Genomic DNA, 19,563 nt, shown 5'->3' with positions numbered 1-19,563 from the left:
ATTTGTATTATAACTTATTGGAAAAGGACGGCGTACTCACCGTATCCTTCTTTTTGCAAGTCTTCTTTGGGTACAAAACGAAGTGCCGCAGAGTTGATGCAATAACGCATTCCACCTGCTTCGGTAGGACCATCGTTAAACAGGTGACCCAGATGGGAATCGCCCTCACGACTTCTCACTTCGGTACGAATCATGAAGTGGCTGAGATCAGTTTTTTCCTTCACGTTGTGGTCACGCAATGGACGTGTGAAGCTCGGCCAGCCGCAGCCGGAGTCGTATTTGTCGGTAGAACTGAACAATGGCTCGCCAGATACGATGTCCACATAGATACCATCACCGTGGTGATCCCAGAATTCGTTATGGAATGCAGGCTCGGTCGCGCTGTTCTGCGTAACTTCATATTGAAGCGGCGTCAGGCGCTCTTTCAGCCCGTCTTTATCCACGTTACCGGACCAGTTGCGTTCGATAAAGTCTACGCGTCCAGAACCTTTGCTGTAGCGTTTGTAATGGGCAGGGTTCTTCCGGTGATAATTTTGGTGATGTTCTTCCGCTTCATAGAACGGTTTTGCTGGCAAGATCGGCGTGAAGATTGGTTTGTCAAAACGCCCACTTTGTCCCAGCTCCGCTTTGGAAGCTTCCGCAATCTGGCGCTGTTCTTCGCTGTGATAGAAGATGGCCGTCTGATAGGAAGATCCACGGTCATGGAATTGCCCGCCTGTGTCCGTAGGATCAATCTGCTGCCAGAACAGTTCAACCAGTTTCTTATAAGGGAAGATGGCAGGGTCAAACGTAATTTGCACAGCCTCTACATGTCCTGTTGTCTCCGAGCAGACCTCTTCATATGTTGGATTCTCGGTATGTCCTCCTGTATAACCCGATACGATCTTATGAATACCGGGCAGTTCTTCAAAGGGGGATACCATACACCAGAAGCATCCGCCTGCAAAAGTTGCTAACTCACTTGAATGTTGTTCCATGCTATAGTCACTCCATTTCTGATGAAGATTTAGCGCTCGTGTTCGAGCTCCAGCAATCTACCGTTTTATTAAAACTTGTTACACAAGCATTAGGCTTGCTCTTCTATTATATCCTGAATTGGCAAGCCAACCAAGCCGGGATGAAAACAAGTTGAATCTGAACGGTTTGCGAATTCTGAATTCAGGCTTTGTTGCGTGACCGAAAGCGAAATAAGAGCAATACAATGGCCATGAACACCAGATATCCGGCAAGGATGGCCAGGCTCAGCCAGATTGAGGTTTCAGCCTGTGCACCTGCATAGGCAAATACAAAAATCGCTGGCATTTTCCCAATGGCCGTGGCAACCATGAAGACCCAGAATGGCGTGTACGTTATACCTGCGTAGATATTAACGGCCATCTGAGGCACAATCGGCAACAGTCGCATCGACATGACACCCATGAACGGATGTGCCTCCATCCATGTGGTAAAACGGTTCAGACCCCGAATACGTTCGAGGTACGATCTCGCCTGATGTCTGAAGATGGTTCTTGCTCCGCCATAAACGAGCATGGCAGCAAGTGTTGTGCCAAGCCAGCATATCCAGGCTGCTGTGGTGGTACCGTAACTGTAACCAAAAGCGATAATAACAAACTTATAAGGAATTACAGGCACAAGAGCAAACAATGTTGCCATGGCGAGTAACAGCGGAATGGACTGATGAAGATCGGTCCAGGCCAGCAGTTCATATCTGTAAATAAACGTGACTCCTGCAAGTAAAACATATAACAGAAGCCATAACCATTTTCGCAAAATCCCAAACGCTCCTTTCAGATCAGGCAGGTCTGGTCGTGTCCCGATCTGTACTGCTGTTCCTCCTAAGTTTACCACGTTCGCCCATTGTCTGAACAATTCGTGCGCGAAGTGTGCTGCAATCACTGGCAAGTTGCTGTCCGAAGGGTTACACTATAGGACGTGGAAATATAGAACCGAACTGAAGGTGGAATGATCATCATGGAAACAACCCAACGTAAACGAGTTGCAATTATCGGCCTCGGCGATATTGCACGTAAAGTATATTTGCCGCTGTTAACAGCTCATCCGAACGTGGAGATTGTAGGCATCATGAACCGATCTCCGGAGCCGGTCAAAGCCGTTCAGGAGGCGTATCGATTAGAACGGGGAACAACGGATCTGAAAGAACTGTTGTCCTGGGACTTGGATGCGGTGTTTGTACATACAGCAACGGAAGCGCACTTTGACATTGTCATGCAATGTCTGGAACAGGGATTAGCCGTGTACGTAGACAAACCGTTATCCTATACGATTCGGGAGTCGGAAGAGATGACTGCTTTTGCCGAGGCACAAGGGCTGTTACTCGCAGTAGGCTTCAACCGTAGATTCGCACCTATGTACCAAAAAGCGAAAGAATGGATGCAGGGTGGAAAAGGTTTTGAATCCTTGACAGTGACCAAACATCGTACAGGCATTCAGGATCGTCCTGCGGCAGAAACCATCTATGATGATCTCATCCATATGCTGGATCTTATGTTGTGGTACTCGGATCATAATGTGGAGTTGCTTCATCAATGGATTCGGAAGAATGATCTGGACAGACTGCTGCACGCAACCGGAACGGCCAAGCTGGGCAGAACAGCCTACGGTCGATTCGATATGGTGCGTGAAGCTGGGGCAGATCTGGAGAAGATCGAATTGCATGGTGGTGGACGATCTGTTGAAGTGGTGAACATGGACACGATCAGCTACATGGAACAGGGGAGTCCGGAAACCAAAGAAACGTTCGGGAGTTGGGACACTGTGTTAGCACGCAGAGGTTTTAGCGGAGCAGTTGATAATTTCCTGGCTTGTCTGGACTCACCTGATGATTGCCTGATCAGTGCAAGTCATGTCATGGACAGTCATGAACTGGCGGAACAATTGATTCGCAAATAATTGCAGAATACACATACGGAGGAATACAAGTCATGGATGAATATGAAAAGGAACGTAATAAACAGATCGAGGAAGCTGTTGTAGAAACCTATAAACAGGAAGAAGAGATGATGATCCTCGTATTTGCCCAGTGGTGTGTTAATAATGGTTTGGACCCGGAAGAGATGTACCGGCAAGCCTACCCGGATCAGCAGAGCAACGAGCGTTTGCAGCAGGTGCAGAAGCTGATTGTATCCAAGGAGGAAGCCGGTGAGATCCCGGATGATACGGTACTTGGCGTGTTGTCCATGTTTGGCAATGAAGACCTGGCGATGGTTGTATCCGAGGCCATAGCCGCGCGCAAATAAGTTCAACTTACGTATACTAATATGATTACATCTGTTCCCGGTGAATGACGCGGAATTCCTTAGGCGACATGCCGAACCGGGAACGGAATACCCGATGAAAATAGGTGTAGTTGTTAAAGCCGGAAGACTCAGACACTTGCTCCAGGGTCATTGGACTGAATATAATCCGTTCCCTGGCCATATTCAGCCGTACGTCAAGCGTGTATTGCATGATGCTTTTGCCAAACGCTTCTTTGAAGAGATGAACCCCCCGTGAGACACTGATGCCAATATGTGTTGCCACATCATCCAGCTTGAATAAAGAGGAAGCGTTTTCTTCAATGTAGTTTTTGATTTCATAAGCCACATAATTGGTGTTGGTTATCGTTGGATGCTCCGCGAGCAGACGATCCACTTCGAGACATAAAATTCGCATATAATAACTTGAAATTTCCGGATAAGGATTAGAGATGCGGCGCTGCTCCAGTACGAGCTGTCGAAACAGGACCAAGAGACTTTCCGTCAGTTCGACTTTGATTCGGGTCGGCCTTTTGTGACGCTTCCACCACTCATCCACCCAGGAACCATTAAAGAAGATGTGATAGTCGCCACTCTCCACCAGTCGTTCTCCCATCGGATTGGTTTCATTGTCTATTCTCAGCTCATAGGGTTCGTCAGGATCAAAAAGAAGCAGATCGCCCGCATCTACCAGGGACATGTCCCCATCTATGCGTGCACGGCAACGTCCGTCTGTTTGCAGTCTTAACAGGTAGTTCTTCACACCTTCGGGCTGCACCATAGCGTAGGGCTTACGATGAAATGAAAAGCCTGCTGTAAGAACTTGGCAGGTTTGATCTGTCGGCATGGGCATACTCCTTGCAATTTGAAAATTATGACCAGATAGTTCATGTTTCAATCATATTATTCATTTTAATTGAAGCTGAAACGGAATACCATAGTATTAGATTTAAGGAACAGGAAACATCCAACAAAACATATGTATCTCAACCATTCAAACGCAGATTTTCACCATGCGTAAGGAGATGAACGTCACAGTGGAGAAAATGAAAGCAGGCATCATCGGGTGTGGTAACATCAGCGCCATCTACTTGGAAAATCTCAAAAACAACCCGGTCATTGAAGTCGTGGCTGTTGCGGATTTGATTCGTGAACGCGCTCAGGAACGGGCAGATGAATTTAATATCGCAAACGTTTACAATGTAGATGAGTTGCTGCAAAATAACGAAATTGAACTTGTGTTGAACCTTACGGTTCCTGGAAGTCACGCCATGACCGATCTGGCTGCACTCGAAGCAGGCAAACATGTGTATGCCGAGAAGCCGCTGGCAATTTCTCTTGAGGATGGTCGCAAGGTTGTTGAGTTGGCTGAGGAAAAGGGATTGTATGTTGGTTCTGCACCGGATACCTTCCTTGGTTCAGGCATACAGACAGCTCGTAAAGCCATTGAGGATGGGCTCATTGGCAAGCCGGTTGCAGCGACTTCATTCTTTATGGGTGGAGGACCAGAAGCTTGGCATCCTAATCCGGAGTTCTTTTATGTCGCAGGTGGCGGACCGATGTTTGATATGGGACCTTACTACCTGACCGCTCTGATTACGCTACTTGGACCGATACGCAGAATCAGCGCCTCTGCAGGCATACAGATTGCAGATCGCAAGATTGGCTCTGGGCCAAAGGAAGGTACAGCACTGCAAGTAGAGACGCCTACTCACTTGGCAGGAACCATTGATTTTGCAGAAGGTGCCATTGCAACCATGATCACCAGTTTTGATATTCGCGGAGCTTCGGATCTGCCACGTATTGAAATCTATGGTACAGAAGGTACGCTTAGTGTACCGGACCCCAATTATTTTAACGGGGAAGTGAAGGTTCGCAGATACGGTCAAGACACTTGGGAGACGGTCAAACCAGTCTTCGAAAGTGGACAAAACGAACGAGGCATCGGCGTAACCGAAATGGTTGAATCCATTCGTGCCGGACGGGAACACAAAGCCAGTGGCAAGCTTGCTTATCACGTACTGGAAGCCATGCATTCATTCCAGCGTTCTTCACTTGAAGGCAAGCATATACATCTGGAGAGCAGCTATGATTCTTTTGCAGTAACTCGCACAGTTCAAACTGAGATTGAAACCGTGGAATCCCACTAGTCTGAGTAATAAGCGTTCGAAGCTTGATGCTCTTACGAGTGAAGCAGAATAACCAGTATTCTTACGTTCAATTTCAGGATAGAAACACTCTCGATTTTCCACACTAATCAAACAGGCATGTGATCTGAACGGTAATTGTATACAGTTCAATATTCATGAATTCAGCAATCATACGATATCTAATCCAGGGAGGAATCGCACTTGAAACTCGGCGTATTTTTGGTACTATTCGGAGGACGTAAATTGGAGGATGCTCTTGATTATGTAGCATCCAAGGGATTAAAAGCAGTAGAGATCGGAACAGGCGGACATCCAGGCAATGCACATTGTAAGCCAGATGAATTGTTAAGCAATCCTACAGCATTGAAAAACTTCAAAAACGCAGTGGAATCACGTGGTTTGACGATCAGTGCACTCAGCTGTCACGGTAACCCGCTACATCCGCAAAAGGATATTGCCAAAGGATTTCACGATGACTTTGTTAAAACGGTAGAACTGGCTGAGAAGCTGGAAGTACCTGTAGTGAATACATTCTCCGGTTGTCCGGGAGACCATGAGGATGCCAAATATCCGAACTGGCCTGTTGCACCATGGCCAAATGACTTCCAGGAGATCCTGAAGTGGCAGTGGGAGAACAAAGTTATCCCTTACTGGAAAGAGTGGGGTAAATTTGCAGCAGATCGTAACGTAAAAGTTGGATTGGAGCTGCACGGTGGATTCTCCGTTCATACTCCAGCAACCCTGCTGAGACTGCGTGAAGCAGCAGGTGAAGTGATCGGAGCCAATCTGGACCCAAGTCACATGTGGTGGCAAGGTATTGATCCGGTTCAGGCAATTCACATCCTGGGACGTGAAGGAGCCATCCATCACTTCCATGCAAAAGATACAACGATTGATCCGGTAAACGTGAACAAACACGGTGTAACGGATATGCAGGACTATACCAATATGCTGGATCGGGCTTGGCAGTTCCGCTCGGTCGGTTATGGACATGATAACAAGACATGGGCAGACATTATGAGTGCCTTGCGTCTGGTCGGATATGATTATGTAGTAAGTATTGAGCACGAAGACGGTCTGATGTCGGTTGAAGAAGGATTCTCTAAAGCCGTGCAAAATCTCCAGCAAGTATTGATTGAAGAACCGCTGGGCGATATGTGGTGGGTTTAGAGCTACACTAGGGGGAAATTGAATATGATCAACGTCACCATTTGGAATGAATTTGTCCATGAGAAAATTCACGATGAAGTAAGGGAAGTCTACCCGGATGGTCTGCATCGAGCACTGGCTGACGGACTTGGCGGCGAAGGCTTTGCTATTCGTACAGCTACACTGGATCAGCCTGAACACGGATTAAGTGATGAAGTGCTGAATTCCACAGATGTGCTCATATGGTGGGGACATATGGCACATGATCGCGTAAGCGATGAGATCTCACAGAAGGTCGCGCAGCGAGTGCTGAATGGCATGGGAATGATTGTGCTCCATTCAGGTCATTTCTCCAAACCATTCAAAGCGCTGATGGGAACCAGCTGCGATCTGAAATGGCGTGTAGCTGACGAGCAGGAAATTGTATGGTGTGTTAACCCGTCTCATCCGATTGCGGATGGCATCGAAGGCAAGATTGTATTGGAAAAAGAAGAGATGTACGGCGAATTCTTCGATATTCCAGTACCGGATGAACTGGTGTTTGTAAGTAACTTCCAGGGTGGGGAAGTATTCCGGAGCGGATGTACGTTCCGGCGTGGTGAAGGTAAAATCTTTTATTTCCGACCAGGTCATGAGACATATCCGACCTATTACAAACCGGAAATATTAAGAGTGATCAGCAACGCTGTGAAATGGGCATATCCTGCCCGCAGCTTTAAGCCGGAATTTGGCAAGAGTGAACCTGTAAGACCATTTGGTGGCGTGCTGGTTTAATTTACTAATTGCTTCGTGAAAGATATATAAGTTCAACTAACATTTACACAATAACGGAGAGGGCAGAAATAACTTGAAGAAGCGTAGCGTGCGCCTTTATCCCCGGATTTTCCCTTTAGAAAGGAATCAAAAAAATCTGGGGATAACAGCGATCGGAAAGTTGTTCTGACGTCGGAGTGGTAGTGTAAATATGCTTTAGTTGAACTTATACGGATAATGTATACGAAGAACCCTTCTCCGAGTCAATGATGACTGTGGCAGTGGGGTTCTTTTTGGGTAAGATAGTACTATGGGGAAGTTATACGATATTTCCCATGGTTACGACGCAGCGTGTAATGTATACTGGGATGTATGATCCATTTTGGATGATATGCTTCTAAAATTTAAACTTTTTAGTTGCAGGCGTTTTCTTTGAAGCTTAAATATGTTATTATGAAATATACTAACAAAATGTAAGTTGATTTGAGTGATCTCTAAAGAGGTGATTAATGTGGAAGGTCAAGACTTGCGGATGTGTCCGCGTTTTGAGACGGCGTTTTCTTTTTTGGGCAAACGCTGGAATGGTTTAATTATTCAAACGTTGATGAGTGGTTCGAAGCGATTCAAGGATATCTCCAATCTGATCCCGTCCATGAGTGACAAGATGTTGTCCGAACGGATGAAAGATCTGGAGAGTGAAGGTATTCTGGTTCGTCACGTCTATCCCGAGACGCCGGTTCGTATTGAATATGAACTGACGGATAAAGGTAGAGCGCTCCAGCCTGTCATGAATCAAATTCAAGACTGGGCTGAGAAGTGGGTTGACTAACGTATAAGCATCACCCACTTTCGTTGCATGAGTGACATAGACTCCTGATTTCCGTGGAAATCAGGGGTTTTTGTCTTAAGTATTATGTTGATCGGCGTTTTTCTCTTGGGCTATGCACATGTTGTCATGAGTTGTAGTATAATCTATAGAAAATGGCCACAGACGGCCGGAGCGAAGGAGGCCCACTTGTCATGAGAGAAGAAAGCTTATCCCGTGAAGTACGCTACGGCAAAAAAGATATTGCAGAACTTGAGAGCGCATCCATTCAGGTACATCTAATCTACAAAAAAGCTGCAGAGTTGTTTAAGCGCACAGCATATTCCCGTTCGGTTAAGGATGATCTTGCCGAAGTGAATACACATTCTGTGAACAGCGATGGTCCGAAATTAGCTCCGGCGGTGCTGCAAAAATGGATTCAAACGTCCAGGGGCTGGAAGTGTATCGGATGTGAGCTTGGACAACCTGATTCAACGATGTCTCAGATGGAAGAAACTATTCATGGTAAGCAATTGGTTCTGGATGTGGGAGAAGGTCGGCTGGTTCAGGCAGAAATGCTGATTCAGGCGGTTGTCTGGTCTCAATATGAGAAGATTCGAATGTTTGCGCCATGGCTTGGTGATGAACCCTTTTATAGCGTGCAGGAACTGGATGTCATTGCTCGTTACATTGTGCCTACCTATTTCTCGGAACGGCCTTTGCATGAGCAAGGGAAGGTATTTAAGGTCCATCAACAATATGGGCAGATTCCGTTGTATCAGGAGTATGTAGACGCACCTTCATGTTGCGTGCAGGTTGACGGTGGATTGCTTGAAGGGCGATTGCTGACAGGGGTGTATGTATCTGAGGAGCAGTTCTTCGGGCTTAATCCATATCTGAAAGATGGCGATGGAGGACGGACATACATGCAGGCTAGTGTCCAATGATAACGTAACCAATGAGAACATAAAATGATATAGATTGGAGAGCCTGTGTGCAGGCTCTCTTTCTTGTACAAGCCTTATTTGGAGGCGGTACCCTATAAAAGTAACGGCTTTGACACTTTTTTTTGCCGAAAGTTGTGCCATAATAGAGGTTATGGACAACAGGGTGAATGATTTTACGCAGGGTGGTGTTACCTACATGATGAAGAAAATCCCCGGTTACATAGGTGTATGTTTGCTCCTACTGGCGATCTTGGCTGGTTGTAGTGAGACGCAGCCTTCTGAGCAGCCAATTGTCAAAGAGACAGAAACAGCGAATACGATCACAGTGGCTGTAGATGGCAGTACGTTTTTGCCTGATGCAACAAAGTCCATTAAGCGAGATTTTAGTGAGGGTTTGACACTCAAAAAAGCATTACTCAATAGCGGACTGGTTGATTTTACGGCGGATGGCAAACGGATTCAATCCGTGGGTGAAGTTTCTCTGGATTCTTCGCTGAGCTGGGCTGTTAAATTAAACGGCAAGGATATTGAACAGGAAGATTGGGACATGGAGCTTCATGCCAAAGATGAAGTGATCATTTACGTGAAAGCCGCTGACAGTGGGGGGGATGGCGTTGCATATCAGACAACGTTACTCAAGGTTAGCGGTGGAAACATTATGCCAACACTTAATCGTCAATATGCCGGCGTCTACGTTCAAGAGTGCACAGTTCGCGATGTGTTGAAGTCCAGCGGAATTGTAAGAATGTCGGAGAATAACAAATTTGTCGTTGCGGTCGAGAATGTCACGCCTCGTATGAATGAGCGGTGGGTCATTATGGTGAATGACAAAGAATTAATGGAAAATGGTCTGGACATGAAATTGAATCCACGTGATGCGGTAAAGCTTGAATTAACCAATGCATCCTAAGTATACCAAGAAGCCCAATCTCTTTTTAGAGAACTGGGCTTTTTTTATTGAAATATATAAGCAAGATCGGATCAGCATAGTCAAATATTAAATACGACAGATCTCGTTCGGGCAAAGCTCACAGTGACAGATTCCTTGCAGCATCTTCAGATCTTTGATGACAATCATGCCATTGTCATATTCAATCCCGTCTTTCTTACGCAGATCGCTTAACATGCGGTTGACACTTTCACGAGTGGCTCCAATCATATTGGACAGATCCGTGTGAGTAATCTTTTTGTGAATAATGACATGCTCTCCATGAGGCTCACCATACGAATTCGACAACCGAATGAGGGTGGAGCAGAGTGCACCCGGTTTGCCGTATAACATGAGATCCCGGAATTTGGTCTGTGTCAACCGGTGGTGGATGCCCATCCATTTCATAAAGTCGATCGCAAAGTCACAATGCTGGCAGATTAACATCTCCAGGTCTTTATGCTCCAGTACACCGATCTCACTATCCTCTAATACTTCCGCAGAGAAGCTGTGTTTAGAGCCAAAGAAGGGATCAGCCTGCCCAATCATATCACCGGATTGATACATGTACATGATCAGTTCCTTGCCTTCATCCGTGGATTTGGTGATCTGGGCACGACCCCGTTTCATATAATAAAGTTTGTCAGAGATGTCGCCTTCCCAGTACAGATGTGTACCTTCCGGATAGGTTCTATCTTTCATGGTAACCAGCAGATGGTTGAAATTTGCTTCCGAGAAACAGTTAGTATTACCGCGCTTTTCCAGTACAGTTGTTAGTTCTCTCATAAGTCTATCTCCCCTTTGTGTCCATCGGACGACCGTCTGTAATAAGCAGTAGCCTCCGAGGTTCGCCGCAAACCGTTGCCGTCCTGATCAGGGTCATCTCGGCCGGGAGGAAGGACGGTACAAATTGCGGTGGTTCAATTTTTAAGTTCAGTATATACCTAATCTTACCGTTTGAGGGGGAAGGAAAGGGGGCAAAAATGACGAAATTTCAAACATTGTGATAAAATTCACTTTTGATGGAGAGGATGAATTTTACAGCCCTATATTTTAAATAGGAAGTGAAAATGGTCGTATGAAGGACACTACAAAACTTAAATTAAATTTGTTATACTTTGTGAAAAAAATCACATAATTAAGTTTATTGTCATGTTACGATGTGAATGTAAACGAGAGAGACAAACTAATACGAACCTTTAGGAGGATGAGGGAGATGGCTGTAAAGAACGAAGTCGCCCCAGCAAAAGAACCGACAGCAGGTCAGTATATTCAAACGTTAATCGACAAAGCGAATAAAGCACACGCCGCATTCATGAAGATGGACCAGAAGCAGATTGACCGGATTGTGCAAGCGATGGCACTTGCGGGTCTGGATAAACACATGATGCTCGCTAAGATGGCCGTAGAAGAAACAGGCCGCGGAGTGTATGAGGATAAAATCACCAAAAATATATTTGCAACAGAATATGTGTACCACAGCATCAAGTATGACAAAACCGTAGGTGTGATTGAAGATAACGAATATGAGAGCTTCCAGAAAATTGCGGAGCCGGTCGGCATCATCATGGGGATTACACCAGTTACGAATCCAACATCAACGACGATGTTTAAAGCACTGATCTCCATCAAGACGCGTAACCCGATCATCTTTGGTTTCCACCCATCTGCACAGAATTGTAGCCGGGAAGCTGCCAAAATCCTGCTGGAAGCGGCTGTGAAACATGGTGCACCAGCAGATTGTATTCAGTGGATTGATGATCCTTCCATGGATCGTACAAACGAACTGATGAATCACAATGATGTGGCTCTCATTCTGGCAACAGGCGGATCCGGCATGGTACGTGCAGCGTACAGCTGTGGTAAACCTGCACTGGGCGTAGGACCGGGTAACGTACCTTGCTTTATCGAGAAAAGCGCGGATATCAACCAGGCAGTAACGGATTTGATCCTGTCGAAGTCTTTCGACAACGGTATGATCTGTGCTTCCGAACAAGCGGTCATCATTGAAGAACCGATCTTCGATCAAGTGAAGAAAAAAATGATTGCGAATGGCTGTTACTTTGTTAACAAAGATGAAGCAGTAAAATTGACAGCAGGTGCGATTAATGCCGAGAAATGTGCGGTGAACCCGGCGATTGTTGGTCAATCTGCGGTAAGCATTGCGAAGTTGTGCGGTATTGAAGTTCCAGCAGGCACCAAAATTCTCGTGGCCGAGATTGAAGGGGTAGGTACCAAATTCCCATTGTCGGCTGAGAAATTAAGCCCGGTACTGGCTTGTTACAAAGTTAAAACGGCAGCAGAGGGAATTGAACGTGCAGCAGAAGTGGTTGCTTTTGGCGGCATGGGTCACTCCTCGGTTATCCACTCCACAAATGAAGAAGTGATTGGCAAGTTCGCAGATCGTCTGCAAACTGGACGGATTATTGTGAACTCACCATCCACACACGGTGCCATCGGGGATATCTACAACACAAACATGCCTTCATTGACACTGGGATGCGGATCATACGGACGTAACTCGACTTCTTCCAACGTAACCGCTGTGAACTTAATCAATGTGAAAAGGGTGGCTCGCCGTACCGTGAATATGCAATGGTTCAAAGTGCCAAACAAAGTCTACTTCGAAAAAGGGGCAACACAGTATCTTGCCAAAATGCCTGACATCACACGTGTGGCGATTATTACGGATGCCATGATGGTGAAACTTGGATATGTTGAAAAGGTAGAACACTATCTGCGTCAACGCCAAATGCCGGTAGCAATCGAAGTGTTCTCCGATGTTGAGCCAGATCCATCCACAACAACGGTAGACCGCGGAACCGAAATGATGCGCCGCTTCCAACCAGACTGCATTATCGCACTTGGCGGTGGATCACCGATGGATGCTGCCAAAGCCATGTGGTTGTTCTATGAATATCCAGACACGGACTTCAACGATTTGAAACAGAAATTCATGGATATCCGCAAACGGATCTACAAATATCCACGTCTCGGCGTAAAAGCGAAATTTGTAGCGATCCCAACCACATCAGGTACAGGTTCTGAAGTGACATCGTTCGCGGTTATCACGGACAAAAATCAAGGCAACACCAAATATCCATTGGCCGACTATGAGCTAACACCAGACGTAGCGATTGTTGATCCGGAGTTCGTATACTCCCTGCCGAGAACAGCCGTTGCCGATACAGGTATGGACGTACTGACTCACGCGATTGAAGCATATGTGTCTGTTATGGCAAATGATTACACAGATGGACTTGCGATCAAAGCAATCCAACTGGTGTTCCAATACCTGGAGCAATCTGCACTGCAAGGTGACAAACTGGCACGTGAGAAAATGCATAATGCTTCCACAATTGCCGGTATGGCATTTGCCAACGCATTCCTGGGCATTAACCACAGCTTGGCGCACAAATGGGGCGGTCAGTACCACACCGCACACGGACGCACCAATGCGATTCTTATGCCACACGTCATTCGTTACAACGCGAAAAAACCGACCAAATTTGCATCGTTCCCGAAATATTCGCACTTTGTTGCGGATGAGCGGTATGCCGAAATCGCCCGTATCTTGGGATTGCCTGCTCGTACGACAGAAGAAGGCGTAACCAGTCTCATCAATGCGATTCGCAAACTGAACAAAACATTGGGTATTGAAGAATCGTTCCAGGAAATCGGATTTGATGCCAAAGACTTTGAAGCACATGTCGATTATCTGGCTGACCGTGCCTTCGAAGACCAATGTACAACCGCCAATCCGAAGTTGCCGCTGGTAACTGAACTGGCTGATGTATACCGCAACGCTTTCTACGGAAAGTTTGAATAATAAACTTAGAATGAAGCGTGCCTTACGGCAAGAAGATCAGGGTTCCCCGAGAGGGGAGCCCCGATTGCCGTCTTTCACACAATAAAGAAAAGGGCAGAAAAACAGAAGAGCGAGCATCTGTTTTTCAGGATTTATTCTAAGATTTATTTTGCTCCGAGCATAGAGGAACAACGGGTTCTATAGAGGTAGTAATGGAATTCGCGCTCTGGCTGTTTGAGCCAGATGTTCACACAATAACGGAGAGGGCAGAAAAACAGAAGAGCGAGCATCTGTTTTTCAGGATTTATTTTAAGATTTGTTTTGCTCCGAGCGCAGAGGAGAAAAGGGTTCTAAAGAGGTGGCACGGAATTCGTGATGTGGCCGTTTGAGCCAAATGTTCACACAATAACGGAGAGGGCAGAAAAAACTGAAGAAGCGGAGCGTTCGCCTTTATCCCCGGATTTTCCCCTTTGGAAAAATAAAATTGAAAAAATCCGGGGATAACAGCGATCGGAAGTTGTTCTGCCCGCGCAGTGGCTAAGTGTGAATTTACCGGGTTCAATGGGACAAAGCGCAGGTGGAGTGAGTTAGTTCACTGACTTTGTGACAAAAATCACAGATGATGAAAGCGCCAAGTCGTATACTGAAAATGTAAGAAAAACATTCATACCGCGGTTCCGGTTCCCAAGTAGAGAGAACATGTTCCGGTTTATGTGAAACAATTCACATTAATCGCGGCTCTGGGCACACAATGCTACGAATGAAGCAAGATGTTATGTGTCCAGAAATCCAAATTAGTGGAGGGATTACGATGTCGGTGATTGAAAAAGATGTCAAACAACAAACAGGCTGGAGAAACTTTACCAAAGGAACATGGACCAAATCCGTAGATGTGAATGATTTTCTGGCACACAACTTGTCTCCGTATTACGGTGATGAAGCGTTCCTCGCAGGTGCAACCCAGAATACTAAAGAATTGTGGGAGATCGTATCTGATCTGACCAAAAAAGAACGTGATAACGGCGGTGTCCTTGACGTTGACGTTAACACACCAGGAACTATTGTTTCTCACCAACCCGGTTATCTGGATCAATCTAAAGAGCAGATTGTCGGCGTTCAGACCGATGCTCCGTTCAAACGTTCCATTCAACCAACAGGCGGAATTCGCATGATGATTGACGCATGTGAGGCATATGGCTTTGAAATGCCACAGGGCGTCATTGATATATTTACAAACATTCGCAAAACACATAACCAGGGTGTATTCGATGCTTATACTTCCGACATGCGTGCAGCCCGTAAAGCAGGAATTATTACAGGTCTGCCAGATGCTTACGGCCGTGGCCGGATCATCGGTGACTATCGTCGTGTAGCTTTGTACGGGGTAGACTTCCTGATTCGTAACAAAAAAGGTGAATTGAATGCACTCGAAGTTGATGTTATTGATGAAGATGTCATTCGTCTGCGGGAAGAATTGTCTGAACAGATTCGTGCATTGCAAGAATTGAAACAATTGGGCGATATGCACGGGTTCGATATTTCCCTGCCAGCGACAACAGCAAAAGAAGCATTCCAATGGTTGTACTTCGGTTATCTGGCTGCGATCAAAGAACAGAACGGTGCTGCGATGTCACTCGGACGTGTATCTTCTTTCCTGGATATCTACATTGAACGTGACCTGCAAGAAGGGATTTTGTCCGAAGAACAGGCTCAGGAATTGGTTGACCATTTTGTAATGAAACTGCGGATTGTCAAATTCCTGCGTACACCGGATTACAACGAACTGTTCAGTGGAGATCCAACATGGGTGACTGAGTCCATCGGTGGTATGTCAGTGAATGGTGAAACACGCGTAACCAAAAACAGCTTCCGTTTCCTGCATACACTGCACAACTTGGGTCCTGCACCAGAACCGAACCTGACTGTTCTCTGGTCCACGAAACTTCCAGAAGCTTTCAAAGATTATTGCAGTAAAGTATCCATCGAAACCAGCTCAATACAGTATGAGAATGATGATCTGATGCGTCCAATCTACGGTGACGATTACGGTATTGCATGCTGTGTGTCGGCTATGAAGATCGGGAAACAAATGCAATTCTTCGGCGCTCGTGCCAACCTGGCAAAAGCTCTCCTGTATGCGATCAACGGTGGTCGTGACGAGAAATCCGGAGCACAAGTTGGACCTGAGTATCCTGCCATCACTAGCGAAGTGCTGGATTACAATGAGGTTATGAAACGCTTCAAACCAATGATGGAGTGGCTCGCGAAGCTGTATATGAACACCCTTAACGTCATTCACTACATGCACGATAAATACAGCTATGAGCGTATCGAAATGGCATTACATGACCGTGATATTGTACGCACGATGGCTTGTGGTATCGCTGGTCTATCGGTTACAGCAGATTCACTGAGTGCAATCAAATATGCCAAAGTAAAACCAATTCGTAACGAACAAGGCATCGCTGTTGATTTCGAAATCGAAGGAGACTTCCCTTGTTACGGTAACAATGAAGACAGCGTAGACAGCATTGCTGTTGAACTGGTCGAGAACTTCATGGGCATGATTCGCAAGCACAAAGCTTACCGTAACGCAGTGCCAACACAATCCGTTCTGACGATCACTTCCAACGTGGTATATGGTAAGAAAACAGGAACTACACCGGACGGTCGAAAAGCAGGTGAACCATTTGCTCCAGGTGCAAACCCAATGCATGGTCGTGACAAAAAAGGTGCACTGGCATCCCTTGGCTCTGTAGCCAAATTGCCTTATGAACACAGTCTTGACGGTATTTCCAATACCTTCTCCATCGTGCCAAAAGCATTGGGTAAAGAGGAGACTACACGTAAATCCAACCTGACTGCGATGATGGATGGTTACTTCGGTCAAAACGCTCATCACCTGAACGTCAACGTATTTGATCGTCAACAATTGATTGATGCGATGGATCACCCGGAAAACTATCCGCAACTGACTGTACGGGTATCTGGATATGCGGTTAACTTCATTAAACTGACTCGTGAACAACAGTTGGATGTCATCAACCGTACGTTCCATGGCTCGATGTAAGTAATTTGCAAGTAGAAGACCGCTAGAGCAAGGCATTCCAAATCATATTAAACGCACAGCGGATGCGGATACAGAAAGGAAGAGGCAGCATGGTTAACGGACATATTCATTCACTCGAAACTTTCGGGACGGTTGACGGCCCAGGCATCCGCTTTGTGCTTTTTATGCAAGGATGTCTACTGAAGTGTCAGTATTGCCATAACCCCGATACATGGGCGCTGGATGGTGGAAAAGAAATGACGCTTGAGGAGGTCTTGGCTGAAATTGAGCCTTACCTGTCTTACTACCGCAGCTCCGGAGGCGGACTCACGATATCTGGGGGAGAACCAACGTTACAGGCTCACTTTGTAGCCGAAATCTTCAAGGAAGTGAAGCGACGCTGGGGATTGCATACAACACTGGATAGCAACGGGTTTAACGAACCGGATCGAATTCACGATCTGTTGGATCACACAGACCTGGTTCTGCTGGACCTCAAGCATATTGATGACGAGAAACATATCAAGTTGACAGGCAAATCCAACGAGAGAACGTTGAAAACAGCCAAGTGGTTATCGGAGCAAGGTCGGAAAATGTGGATACGCCACGTGTATGTGCCTGGGATTCATAACGAGGAAGAGGATCTGCTTAACCTCGGAAGGTTTATTGGAACATTAAATGGCGTCGAGAAGTTCGAAATTCTTCCATACCATCAGATGGGGATCTACAAATGGGAAGCGCTCGGTAAAGTATATCCACTGGATGGTGTTCCTTCGCCAAGTGAAGAAGAAGTGGAGCGGGCGTATCGTCTGATCGAACAAGGTCGCCAGGAAACAGCTGGCGTGGCTTGTTCCGGTAAGTAACTACAGTTATATACAGGATCTATATAATTTGAACTAATTTTTTACACGAGAACGAAGAGGACAGAAATAAGCTGAAGAAGCGGAGCGTTCGCCTAAAAGCTTTCTGCAAGAAAGCTACATCGGAAGCATACGCAATCCCCAGATTTTCACCTTTGTAAAAGTGGATTAAAAAAATCGGGGGATAACAGCGATCAGAAGGTTGTTCTGTCATCGGAGTAGCAAGTGTAAATATTCTTGAGTTCAACGTATATACCAACCAAGCAGTCTTTGCGAACATGTTTCGCTGGGGCTGTTTTTTTTGCTGTTATCCATTGTAAATGCAAGATTATGGGTCCAGTGAAGGATTTTATCCCTCCATTGATGAATTGTCATCCTTACGATGTAAGCTCCGGCTTTTTATAATCAGAGTGTAAAGCCAAATGCTCAATATCTTGAGGAGGGTCAATCAGATGAAAAAAAGAATGACATTACTACTTTCATTATTGCTTATCACTTCATGGACTTTGGCGGGATGTGCAAGCTCAAGTAACGAGCCACAGCAAGGCGCAGGCAACACACCTGTGGAGGAAACAAGTAAGGAACCGGTTGAAATGCTTCTCCGCCACACACAGGTGGGAGCCGACAAACAGAAAAGACTGGCCATTCTGCAGGATGTTGTGGACAAAGTTGAGGGAGAGGTACCCAATCTGACCTTTACGCTGGATGGCGTCGAATCCGATGTGAATCGTAAGGAAAAGCTTCGCGGAGAGATGGCGGCAGGCAACCCGCCGGATATATTTGAATTGTTCGGTAGCCCGGATTCCAAAGTTTATGCCAAGGAAGGTATGTTGCTTGATCTGACCCCAATCCTGCAAGAGCTGGACATTCAAGACCAGTTTACATCCCTTGAACCGTTTACGTACGAAGGAAAAGTATATGGACTGCCAATTGGCGGTTCGGGAGAAGGTTTTTTCTATAATAAAGAGTACTTTGAACAAAAAGGATGGAAAGCCCCAACTACCATGGCTGAACTGGACAATATACTGGCCGAGATCAAGGCCGATGGTAAAGTGCCGCTTGCTTCCGCATCCAAGGCAGGCTGGGTACCGCTTATGTTAACCAACCACCTGTGGTCCCGATATGCCGGGCCGGAGATTACCGCAAAGTTTGCAACAGGTGAAGCGAAGTGGACCGATCCGGGTGTTGTGCAAGGTTTTGCCAAACATAAGGAATGGGTGGATAAGGGTTATTTCAAAAAAGGCGAGCTAGGCTTCGAGTATGCCGAATATACCACGCAATTTACAAGCGGAGAAGCGGTGTTAATGTATGACGGAACGTGGAAATCATCTGTATTCAAAGAAGGTCAGAGCGGTGAATCGCTCATTGGCAAGGTTGGATTCTTCAATATGCCTCCGGTAGAGAACGGAGCAGGAGATCAGACGTCTTTGATGAGAGATGTGAACAATGGATACGGATTCTCGGCAGCAGTGGCGGATGACCCGCAGAAGCTGGAAGCAGTGAAAGCTTTTATCAAAAATTTCTACAATGAAGATATGCAGGTTCGCGGCCTTGTGGAAGATGGTGTGTTGCCTGCCATGAAGCTGGACGAGAAAGTACTGACCGATAGCATTACCGATGATCTGATGAAAGAAATTGTGGCCGTGCTTAATGCGTCCAAGACGTCGTTCCCGGCATTTGATGCACTCGTTCAGGCCGATGTGACGACAGAGATCAGCAATCTGCAGATTCAGAAATTGATTGGTGGGCAGACCACGCCAGAGAAAATGGCAGAAGAGCTGCAAAAGGTACAGGAAGAAGCAAACGCTTCAGTGGAATAAAGCAATTCAAGTTGAAACTGCGATCGTTGAAGTGACTGAA

The 19,563-nt window shown here is 46.2% G+C and carries 16 protein-coding genes; 12 read left to right on the top strand and 4 right to left on the bottom strand.

Features of this window, described 5'->3' with window-relative positions; genetic code table 11:
• Positions 1 to 14: 14 nt before the first annotated feature.
• Both msrA and MHI12_RS19860 read right to left on the bottom strand, forming a co-directional pair.
• On the bottom strand, positions 15 to 977 hold the full coding sequence (gene msrA / locus MHI12_RS19865; protein WP_405170106.1) for a peptide-methionine (S)-S-oxide reductase MsrA: 963 nt from the start codon (positions 975 to 977) through the stop codon (positions 15 to 17).
• Between the two features lie 181 nt (positions 978 to 1,158).
• Positions 1,159 to 1,770 (bottom strand): TVP38/TMEM64 family protein, encoded by a 612-nt coding sequence (locus tag MHI12_RS19860; protein ID WP_074095721.1) that lies wholly within the window; start codon positions 1,768 to 1,770, stop codon positions 1,159 to 1,161.
• 201 nt (positions 1,771 to 1,971) lie between these two features.
• On the opposite strand from MHI12_RS19860, the gene MHI12_RS19855 reads away from it, so the two are divergent.
• Together MHI12_RS19855 and MHI12_RS19850 are read left to right on the top strand one after the other, a co-directional pair.
• Positions 1,972 to 2,910 carry a Gfo/Idh/MocA family protein gene (locus MHI12_RS19855; RefSeq protein WP_405170105.1) on the top strand — a complete coding sequence of 313 codons (939 nt, stop codon included), beginning with the start codon at positions 1,972 to 1,974 and terminating at the stop codon, positions 2,908 to 2,910.
• Between the two features lie 32 nt (positions 2,911 to 2,942).
• A complete protein-coding gene (locus MHI12_RS19850; protein WP_036674958.1) occupies positions 2,943 to 3,257 on the top strand; it encodes a hypothetical protein in 315 nt (104 codons plus the stop codon).
• A 25-nt stretch (positions 3,258 to 3,282) separates the two neighbouring features.
• Here the strand turns inward: MHI12_RS19850 and MHI12_RS19845 are convergent, their stop codons facing one another.
• The gene (locus MHI12_RS19845) at positions 3,283 to 4,101 is read right to left on the bottom strand and encodes an AraC family transcriptional regulator (protein ID WP_036674960.1); all 819 of its coding nucleotides are present in this window, start codon (positions 4,099 to 4,101) and stop codon (positions 3,283 to 3,285) included.
• A gap of 190 nt (positions 4,102 to 4,291) precedes the next feature.
• Here MHI12_RS19845 and MHI12_RS19840 point away from each other — a divergent pair, with 190 nt between their 5' ends.
• The 6 genes from MHI12_RS19840 (at position 4,292) to MHI12_RS19815 (ending at position 9,968) form a co-directional block, all read left to right on the top strand.
• Entirely contained in the window at positions 4,292 to 5,404 is a 1,113-nt protein-coding gene (locus MHI12_RS19840) for a Gfo/Idh/MocA family protein (protein ID WP_036614448.1), read from the top strand.
• A gap of 201 nt (positions 5,405 to 5,605) precedes the next feature.
• Entirely contained in the window at positions 5,606 to 6,574 is a 969-nt protein-coding gene (locus MHI12_RS19835; RefSeq protein ID WP_405170104.1) for a sugar phosphate isomerase/epimerase family protein, read from the top strand.
• A 24-nt stretch (positions 6,575 to 6,598) separates the two neighbouring features.
• Entirely contained in the window at positions 6,599 to 7,327 is a 729-nt protein-coding gene (locus MHI12_RS19830; RefSeq protein ID WP_017687549.1) for a ThuA domain-containing protein, read from the top strand.
• A 511-nt stretch (positions 7,328 to 7,838) separates the two neighbouring features.
• Positions 7,839 to 8,135: a helix-turn-helix domain-containing protein gene (locus tag MHI12_RS19825; RefSeq protein WP_076333333.1), complete on the top strand. Its 297-nt coding sequence runs from the start codon at positions 7,839 to 7,841 to the stop codon at positions 8,133 to 8,135.
• Between the two features lie 191 nt (positions 8,136 to 8,326).
• Positions 8,327 to 9,058, top strand: coding sequence for a hypothetical protein (locus tag MHI12_RS19820; RefSeq protein ID WP_341008088.1), 732 nt, complete (start codon positions 8,327 to 8,329; stop codon positions 9,056 to 9,058).
• 196 nt (positions 9,059 to 9,254) lie between these two features.
• Positions 9,255 to 9,968 carry a hypothetical protein gene (locus tag MHI12_RS19815; protein ID WP_366349070.1) on the top strand — a complete coding sequence of 238 codons (714 nt, stop codon included), beginning with the start codon at positions 9,255 to 9,257 and terminating at the stop codon, positions 9,966 to 9,968.
• An 87-nt stretch (positions 9,969 to 10,055) separates the two neighbouring features.
• On the opposite strand, the gene MHI12_RS19810 is transcribed toward MHI12_RS19815, so the two are convergent.
• On the bottom strand, positions 10,056 to 10,772 hold the full coding sequence (locus tag MHI12_RS19810; RefSeq protein WP_036614443.1) for a Crp/Fnr family transcriptional regulator: 717 nt from the start codon (positions 10,770 to 10,772) through the stop codon (positions 10,056 to 10,058).
• A gap of 430 nt (positions 10,773 to 11,202) precedes the next feature.
• Between MHI12_RS19810 and adhE the strand changes: the two genes are divergently transcribed.
• The 4 genes from adhE (at position 11,203) to MHI12_RS19790 (ending at position 19,523) form a co-directional block, all read left to right on the top strand.
• Positions 11,203 to 13,815: a bifunctional acetaldehyde-CoA/alcohol dehydrogenase gene (adhE, locus tag MHI12_RS19805; RefSeq protein ID WP_340914071.1), complete on the top strand. Its 2,613-nt coding sequence runs from the start codon at positions 11,203 to 11,205 to the stop codon at positions 13,813 to 13,815.
• A gap of 790 nt (positions 13,816 to 14,605) precedes the next feature.
• On the top strand, positions 14,606 to 16,864 hold the full coding sequence (pflB, locus tag MHI12_RS19800) for a formate C-acetyltransferase (RefSeq protein ID WP_405170103.1): 2,259 nt from the start codon (positions 14,606 to 14,608) through the stop codon (positions 16,862 to 16,864).
• 89 nt (positions 16,865 to 16,953) lie between these two features.
• Positions 16,954 to 17,706, top strand: a complete 753-nt coding sequence (gene pflA / locus MHI12_RS19795) for a pyruvate formate-lyase-activating protein (RefSeq protein ID WP_074095714.1) — start codon at positions 16,954 to 16,956, stop codon at positions 17,704 to 17,706.
• 449 nt (positions 17,707 to 18,155) lie between these two features.
• A complete protein-coding gene (locus MHI12_RS19790; RefSeq protein ID WP_405170102.1) occupies positions 18,156 to 19,523 on the top strand; it encodes an ABC transporter substrate-binding protein in 1,368 nt (455 codons plus the stop codon).
• Positions 19,524 to 19,563 lie beyond the last annotated feature (40 nt).

Origin of the sequence: Paenibacillus sp. FSL H8-0280, from assembly GCF_045040665.1 — a bacterium.
GTDB classification, from domain to species: Bacteria; Bacillota; Bacilli; order Paenibacillales; family Paenibacillaceae; genus Paenibacillus; species Paenibacillus xylanexedens_A.
Note: the sequence above shows the minus strand (reverse complement) of the source record. Positions and strands in the feature narration are given on the sequence as shown.